Source organism: Candidatus Eisenbacteria bacterium (assembly GCA_016867495.1).
In the GTDB taxonomy this organism is placed as follows: Bacteria; Eisenbacteria; RBG-16-71-46; order CAIMUX01; family VGJL01; genus VGJL01.
Map to the genome: position 1 here is coordinate 1 of VGJL01000198.1, position 4653 is coordinate 4653.

Consider the following 4653-nt stretch of genomic DNA (forward strand, 5'->3'; position numbering starts at 1 on the left):
AAGCGCAAAGTCATCGACCCGGCTCCGGTCAGGCACGCTATTGTCGCTATGCCTGCTCAAAACCATGGCAAAGCCGGAGCGCGGTATGCGATCATACGTACCCTGGTACTCCCGCCAATCCACACCGATGTACTTTCCTACCGTCTCTGTCTCCTCGCAGAAGAATCCCCGCTTGTTCAGCGGCCCTCCCCACTGCGTCTCGGTCAGCACACTGTGCCGCCTACGCATCCTTTGCCAGAAAAAGACGCAGAATTAGTAGAGAAACGCGCCTCCTCCGGTACTCCAGTAGCCCGCACGCGACGAGCGCGCGGATGATTGCCTTTCGTTCGAGTGTTGCAAGAGCGCGAGCGCCGAGCTCGCCCTCGATCCCTTCGAGATGCCCATCCCGGATCTCCCTCCAAGAGGTCGCGAGGGTCTGGAGAAAGGAGAGCCGATCGGCTTGGGTGATGGGGGGCCGCGCGTCCCAGACGTCTTGCGGTGTGAGGCCCCCGAGCCTCCGAGGCCGGTTCACCGTGTTGGCTTCCTGAAGAGCGGCGTAGCAGTCCTCGCACGTCCACTCCTCCGAGTTCGAACGTCGGCGAGCGTGCTCGCCCGTTCGCGTCTTCCCCGATCCGATTCCCGCTTCGGCAGCGCCATTGTACGGCGGGTAGTGGGGAGGGGAAAGGAATTTCGTGACCCCCCAGTCCGCGAGGAAGACGTCCGTAACCGCCGCCTTGCCCCAGGGGCCGCAGTCGGCCTTGATCGCCAGCGGTGGGGTGTGGCCACGGAAGAGGGAGAGAAGGACCTGATTCGTGGTCCTCGCCGTCATGTCCAGGACCGGCTCCCAGGCGAGAGCGCAGCCGCTCGCGAGATCCCGGACCGAGAGGATGTAGGGGTAGATCCCATCGATGGGCTCGGGCGGCTCGGTATGATCCAGGGCCCAGACCGTCCCGGGCACTGTCCAGATCAAGCGCGTCATCCCTCGACGCTTCATGAAGGCGTAGACGCCCTTCCACCGCCTGAGGAGGTCCTCCAGCTCGCGGCACCCCATCAACGGCACGAGGGGACGAAGCGAGCGTAGCCCGATGTGCGGGCCCAGGTCCCGGAGGATGTCCAGGGCTAGCCGGCGGATCAGGAGGGGCGAGCGGGTCGTCGGCCGGCCCCGGAGGTCAAAGGTCAGCGGCTTTCGCCGCGACAGCGAATCCCACTCGCGCAGCGTACGGTCGGGTACCCCGAGCCCCAGGGCTCGCTCCTGCCACGTGAGGCCGGCCTCGCCGAAGTGTCGCGAGCAGTTGACCGCAGCCATCTTCACGGCCCACTCCGCCGCTCTCCGGTCTTTCTGGGACGCGGGGCCGCGAGGCCGAGTGCTCGGCCATACAGGGGCTCGACCGCCGGGACCTTCCTGTGGGAAGGCCTGGAAGGAGGCGCGGAGACGTTCCACGTGCTCGTGCTCCCTCGCGACCAGCGCTGGGTCCGGGATCTCCGTCGCCACGCGAATCGCCTCGGGTTGGACGATCCTTCCATCACCGGGTCTGACCGACACGGACACTACCTCCACTTCCCCCGGCGCTTCGATGATGTCGTTTTTTTTCCCGCCGAACGGCCCCGCTTACGTCCCACGTACGGCATCGTCACCGCGATCTCCTCGCGCAGACGAGCCGCCTCAAGATTCCTCTGGAGCTCGTCGTTCTTGGCCCGGAGTCGAGCGATCTCGATCTCCTCGGGCGTGAGGATCGCTCGAGGACGACCCACCGGGCGCGGCTCCAGGCTCGCCACGGCATCCTGGAGGGTCCGCGCCCGGAGCTTGTGAAACGCCGCCTCGTTCATGCCCAGCTCCGCAGACGCCGAGGCGATCTGACGCTCGCCCGCGATCGTCTCCAGGATGATCCGCAGCCGAGTCTTCGCATGCTCCGACCCCTGCAACCCTTCGACCAACCTCGCCCCCATGGGTGGCCGTGCCATCGCGCGCCTCCTCCGGGGCTTCGCCAGGAGGTCGCTGCCCCCTGGCGAAGCCCCCGCGTGACGACTCCTACGCTTCCCCCGCCGCTGCCGGGGCAGGCTCGGAGCTCGCGGCGGATTGTAACCGACCCGCGAGCTTCAGGGCACGGACCACCGGCTTGCGGCGGCGGCGCTTCGTGCCGGCCGGCTTCGCCTCGGCCTTCGCCGGCGCGACCAGTCCGACCGTCCGTTGCGCCGCCCGCGCCAACGCCTGGTGCCTCAGCACATCGCCTTGGAGCTTCTTGACCTGTCTCTTCAGTCGATCGACCTCCTTCGCCGGCGAGTTCGCCCGTCCGCGCGGCCTCGGCTCGCACGCCGCGACCATCGCGTCGAGCGCTCGCTCCTCGAGCTGGTAGTACCGGTTCGCCGACACCGAGATCGCCCGCGCGGCCTCGCGCGGGCTCCGTACACCGGCCAGCACCTCCAGGATCACCGCCGCCGTACGCCGGGCCGGAACGCTCCCGGAGGGCGCGGGCTTCGTCCGGCCCTTGGGCCTCGCGGGCCTACTCGTCGACGGCGTCGTCGTCTGGTTCATCATCGTCCGCCTCCTCGTCCTCCGACTCCTCCTCGCCCTCGAATGCCCCGTCGAGCGCCGACACACCCGGCGCTGCCGGCTCCTCGTTGCCATCGCCCGCCAGCGACGACGTCACCTGGCCCTGCGGGCAGAGGGGCGCAGGCGTGGACTCGCGCGCGGGCTCCGCGTGCGGGCGCACGAGATCGACTTCGTGGCGCTTGCCGTCCCCGCGCGTCAGGATGACGCGCTCGCCTTCGGCGTGGACGCTGAACGGCGTCCCACCGACCTGGCCGGTCAGGTAGAACGGCTCCTTCGGGGCGCCGTGGCGAGCGATCTCGGCCGCGTTCGTCGCGACGCGTGCCTTGAGGGTGCGGAGCACCTCGGGCGCCGCCTCGAAGTAGCGGTCCGCGGGAACCAGGCCGCCGATGCCCTGATGAGGGCGCTGGAAGTTGTAGTAGTCGATGTAGAAGCCGATGCGCATGGCGGCGTCCGCGAGGTCGATGAAGATCGCCGACTCCACGCACTCGCGCCAGAGGCTCCCCCAGAAGCGCTCGGCCTTGCCCAGGGTCTGGGGGTGCCGCGGCGTCGCCACGATCTGCTTGATCCCGAGCTTCTCGCACGCCTTCGTGAAGGCGCTCTTGCCCCGCCACGTCACGTACTGGCTGCCGTTGTCCGTCAGGATCTCCTGGGGCGGGCCGTACGACGCGACGCCGGCCCGCAAGGCCTCGAGCACCAGGGCCGTGGACTGGGTCGCCCAGAGCCCGTAGCTCACGATGAAGCGGCTGTGGTCGTCCAGGAAGATGACGAGGTAGACGCGGCGGTTCTGGCGCTTCAGGACGAACGTGAAGATGTCGGTCTGCCAGAGCTGGTTCGGCCGGGCGCGCTCGAACTCGCGGGGCTTGTCGGGATGGGGATGGGTAGAGACCTCCTCGAAGACGTATCCCGCCTCCTTCAGCACGCGCACCACAGCGCCCGGGCTCGCCGGCAGGGCCGGCCCCCGCAGGAGCATGTCGCTGATCCGCTGGCAGCCCCAGTCGGGATTGGACTCCTTGAGCATCAGGATCGCGCGCTTGGTGACCTCGGGGATCCGGGACCCCTTCGCCGTGCCCCGGGGTTGATCCATGAGCCCTGCAGGCCCCTGCTCGTCGAACTTCTTGCGCCAGCGGTACAGCGTGAACGTCGAGACCCCGACCAGCGGAGCGAAGTCGCCGGCCGGCAGGGCGCTCCTGCGCCAGAGGTCCAGAAGCATGAGGCGCTCCTCGGGCAAGAAGTGCCTGTCCTCCTCGTCCTCCGGCTTCACCAGACGCCGGCCCTTGCGACCTGCGCCTCCGCGCGGACTACATAGCCGCGGCCGCTTCGCCCCGACGCCGGCGTCCGGATCGCTCTCATCTTCGTCCGAGCCTGGCGGCACATCGCCTGGCTCGACATCCGCCGGAAGGTCTCCAGGTGGGCCCAAGGAGGCTTCTGCGATGCCTTCTGACCCACTCGGAGGGTAGGTCTCAAGAGGCGAAGATGTCTCCGGAACCGTCTGCGTTGACCCCATCTCATGCCGTACCCCCGGTAGGGCATCGCTCTCCCGAGCAGGCGTGCTGGGGGGCTCGCTCGGCCTACGGCCTCGCTCACCCCCCAGCACGCCCCCTTCGTCGACCTTCCCCTCGCTACCCGTCGGATGGTTCGCAGCTGGGGTCCGAGAGGGCTCTCCGATGCCTTCGGACCCACCCGGAGGGTAGGTCCCCGGAGGCGAAGATGTCTCCGGAACCGCTTGCGTTGGCCCCATCTCATGCGGTACCCCCGGTAGAGCATCGCTCTGGGGAACCGCCGTGCTGGGGGGTTCGCTCGGCCTACGGCCTCGCTCACCCCCCAGCGCGCTCCGATCGTCGACCCTGCCTTCCATAACTCCTCCTGTCTGGCGGTTCACACCGCCTTGGGGAGGAGGCTGATTCCTCTACTTCTTTCTTGTCATCTTCGGGCAAGGCTTTCGCGGAGGGGGATAAACAGCCGGTCAAGGCCGACGATCCGGCGGCGGTGAGCCAGCCCACCCCGACGAACGACGTGCCGAGCGAGGCGGGCGATGCGACCACGGCGAGTCAGCCCACCATCGGGGGTCAGCCAGCTTCCGGCAAGGGCCCGGAGGCAAAGCCACAGGAGGCGAACTCGACCCA

The 4653-nt window shown here is 68.4% G+C and carries 4 protein-coding genes; all 4 read right to left on the minus strand.

What is annotated here, in order from left to right; genetic code table 11:
- Positions 1-220: 220 nt before the first annotated feature.
- A complete protein-coding gene (locus FJY88_12065) occupies positions 221-1291 on the minus strand; it encodes a transposase family protein (protein ID MBM3288069.1) in 1071 nt (356 codons plus the stop codon).
- Positions 1292-1527: 236 nt separating this feature from the next.
- The gene (locus FJY88_12070) at positions 1528-1941 is read right to left on the minus strand and encodes a hypothetical protein (GenBank protein MBM3288070.1); all 414 of its coding nucleotides are present in this window, start codon (positions 1939-1941) and stop codon (positions 1528-1530) included.
- 67 nt (positions 1942-2008) lie between these two features.
- Positions 2009-2515 (minus strand): hypothetical protein, encoded by a 507-nt coding sequence (locus FJY88_12075; GenBank protein ID MBM3288071.1) that lies wholly within the window; start codon positions 2513-2515, stop codon positions 2009-2011.
- The gene (locus FJY88_12080; protein ID MBM3288072.1) at positions 2481-4385 is read right to left on the minus strand and encodes a DDE-type integrase/transposase/recombinase; all 1905 of its coding nucleotides are present in this window, start codon (positions 4383-4385) and stop codon (positions 2481-2483) included. Before FJY88_12080 ends, FJY88_12075 begins: the two co-directional genes overlap by 35 nt.
- Positions 4386-4653: the final 268 nt, after the last annotated feature.